The organism is Kitasatospora sp. NPDC007106 (assembly GCF_040634455.1).
GTDB lineage: Bacteria > Actinomycetota > Actinomycetes > Streptomycetales > Streptomycetaceae > Kitasatospora > Kitasatospora arboriphila.
The window spans coordinates 1-3,008 of the sequence record NZ_JBEYFP010000709.1 but is presented as its reverse complement, the minus strand read 5'-3'; the positions used below and the strand labels follow the sequence as shown (position 1 = coordinate 3,008).

The following is a 3,008-nucleotide window of genomic DNA, read 5'->3' as shown; positions in this document are numbered from 1 at the left end:
GGCAGCCTGCAGACCGTCCGGCCGCGCGAACTCGGCCTGATGACCTCGGGCCGGGCCATCTCGCACTCCGAGGAATCACCCCGCGAGCATGCCCGGCTGCTGCACGGCGCCCAGCTCTGGGTCGCCCTGCCCGACGCCCACCGCCACACCGAACCCGCCTTCGAACACCACCCCGACCTGCCCAGGGTGACCGACCTCGGCGGCGGCCTCGACGCGACGGTGATCCTCGGCGAACTCGACGGCGTCCGCTCCCCCGGCACCATCCACACCCCGCTGGTCGGCGCCGACCTGACGCTCCGCGAGGGCACCGAGGTCCGTCTGCCGGTCGAGCCCCACTTCGAGTACGCGGTGCTCACCATGAGCGGCCTCACCGAGGTCGACGGCGTCCGGCTGGAGCCCGGCTCGATGCTCTACCTGGGGACCGACCGCCGTGAACTCCCGCTACGCGCCGTCACGGACGGCTCGGTCCTGCTCCTCGGCGGTGAACCCTTCGAGGAGGAGCTCGTCATGTGGTGGAACTTCATCGGCCGATCCGGTGAGGAGATCGCACAGGCACGAAACGACTGGGAGAAGGGCACGCGCTTCGGCGAAGTACACGGCTACGACGGTGCCCGGCTGCATGCCCCGCAGCTGCCGGTGACCCCGCTGAAGCCCCGCGGACGAGTACGCTGACCTGCGAAAACAATCACCGATCGCACAGGCGATCCAGGCAGTCAGGGAAGGCCGGAAGGCCTCGCGGCGCCGAGCGGCGAAGGCTCCTCGGCGCCGTGATCACCGCCTGGCAGACGCGCAGCCCCGTGGCAGGGATTCTTGGTCGGGGTCTGCGCCGAGCAGCAGCAGGTTGGCCACCTCGGCGTCCATGTCGCTGAGGACGAAGCAGAAGTCGGCGGAGGGGACGGCTCCCGGCCTTCCTGACGCGTTCCTGGCGCTGTCCGCACCGATCTTGACGGCTCCTTGATCCGGAATGGGCGGGCATCGCCCGGTTCAGGGCTGGTACCGGTAGCCGATGCCCGGTTCGGTGATCAGGTGGCGGGGGCGGGTGGGATCGGGTTCGAGCTTGCGGCGCAGGCCGCCGGGGTAGACCCGCAGATAGTTTCCGCGGTCCTCGGCCTCGGGGCCCCACACCTCGCGCAGGATCTCCTTGCCCGGCACCAGGCGGCCGGGCGCCGCGAGCAGCAGCTTGAGGATGTGCCACTCCGTGGGGGTGAGCCGCACGGGTCCGTCCGGGCCTGTGACGGTGTTCGCGGCCGTGTCGATCACGTGGTCGCCGAGGACGACGCTGAGCGGCGGCGCGAGGCCGGCGGATCGTCGCAGCACCGCGCGGAGCCTGGCGAAGAGTTCGTCCACCACGAAGGGCTTGGTCAGGTAGTCGTCCGCCCCGGCGTCCAGGGCGCTGATCCGGTCGTCGACCCCGCTGCGGCCGGACAGCACGATGATCGGCACCGAGAGTGAGGCCCGCAGGCCCCGGATGATGTCCACGCCGTCGAAGTCGGGCAGGCCCAGGTCGAGCACGACGGCGTCGGGGCTGCCGCGGCCCACGGCGTCGAGAGCCTGCTGTCCGGTGGCGGCGGTCAGTACGGAGTAGCGCCTGGCGTGCAGATTGATCTTCAGCGTGCGCAGCAGCGCCGGTTCGTCGTCCACCACCAGGATGTGGCTCATGCCGCGACACCTCCGTCCGTCGGGTCGGCCGCCTGGGATGCGGGCAGGGTGAGGAGCATGGTGGTGCCGCCTCCGGGGGTGTCCTCGACCTCCAGGGAGCCGCCCATGGCTTCGGCAAGGCCGCGGGAGAGGGCGAGGCCGAGGCCGACACCGGTGGTGTTGTCGTTGTCGCCGAGGCGCTGGAACGGCAGGAAGACCCGGTCGCGGTCCGCGAAGGGAATGCCCGGGCCGCGGTCGACGACCCGGACCTCCACCCGTCCGCGGTGGTGGCTGGCGGCGACCAGGACGGGTGCGCCCGGGGCGTTGTACCTGAGGGCGTTGGTGATCACGTTGGCCAGCACCCGTTCGAGCAGCGGCACGTCGGCGAGCACCGGTGGCACGGTGTCCAGATCCAGCGGTTGGACGGGGGCGTCCGGCCGGGCGAGGGAGTCCATCGCGCGCCGCAGCACCTCGTCCAGCGGGGTGGATTCCAGGTGCAGGGTGAGCACGCCGGCCTGGAGCCGACTCATGTCGAGCAGGTTGTCGACGAGGCGGGTGAGTTTGACGAGTGACTCGTCGGCCATGTCGAGGAGTTCGGCCTGGTCCTCGGGGGCGAACTCCACCTCGGCACTGCGTAGCGAGCCGACGGCGGCGAGGGCGGCGGCGAGCGGGGTGCGCAGGTCGTGGCTGACGGCGGCGAGCAGGGCGGTGCGCATCCTGTCGGCGGCCTTGATCGGTTCGATCTCGGCGGCGACGGTGGCGAGCCGGTCGCGTTCCAGGGCGGCGGCGATGTGGGCGGCGAACGCGGTGAGCACCCGCTGGTCGGCGGCGGGCAGCCTGCGCCCGGCGAGGATCAACAACGCCTCCGGTCCGACCGGGACTTCGGTGACCGTGCGGTCCGGGGCCGGTGCGCCGTCGCTGTCACTGCGGCCGAGGGTCTCGCCGCTGCGCCGGTCGAGGAGGGCGACGGAGTCGAGGGCGAAGGCGGTGCGGGTCTTCTCCAGCAGGGCGGGCAGGGCGTCGGCCCCGCGCAATACGCTGCCGGCAAGGGTGGAGAGGGTCTCGGCCTCGGCGGTCGCCCTGGCTGCCCGGGCGGTGAGCCGGGTGGCGCGGTCGACCACGGTGGAGACGGTGAGCGCGACCGCGGCGAACACCACCAGCGCGATGGCGTTGTTGGGCTCGGCGATGGTGAACGTGTGGACGGGCGGGATGAAGTAGTAGTTGAGCAGCAGTGAGGCGACCAGCGAGGCCAGCAGCGCGGAGGTTGCTCCGCCGAGCAATGCGACGGCCACCACACCGAGTTGGAAGATCAGGGCCACGGTGGTGAGGTTGAGCGACCCCGTCAGCTGACCGTGATCCTTTCTCAGCTG

Annotated in this window: 3 protein-coding genes; 1 reads left to right on the top strand and 2 read right to left on the bottom strand. The window is 71.5% G+C overall.

From position 1 onward, the window contains the following. The coding region (locus ABZ641_RS31175; protein WP_359987230.1) for a pirin-like C-terminal cupin domain-containing protein at positions 1-672 on the top strand (672 nt) is incomplete at its 5' end. A gap of 312 nt (positions 673-984) precedes the next feature. Here the strand turns inward: ABZ641_RS31175 and ABZ641_RS31170 are convergent. Then, a complete protein-coding gene (locus ABZ641_RS31170) occupies positions 985-1,659 on the bottom strand; it encodes a response regulator (protein WP_359987227.1) in 675 nt (224 codons plus the stop codon). Beyond that, positions 1,656-3,008 (bottom strand): ATP-binding protein (locus ABZ641_RS31165; protein ID WP_359987224.1); only part of this gene is annotated, 1,353 nt, incomplete at its 5' end. The genes ABZ641_RS31170 and ABZ641_RS31165, both read right to left, overlap by 4 nt.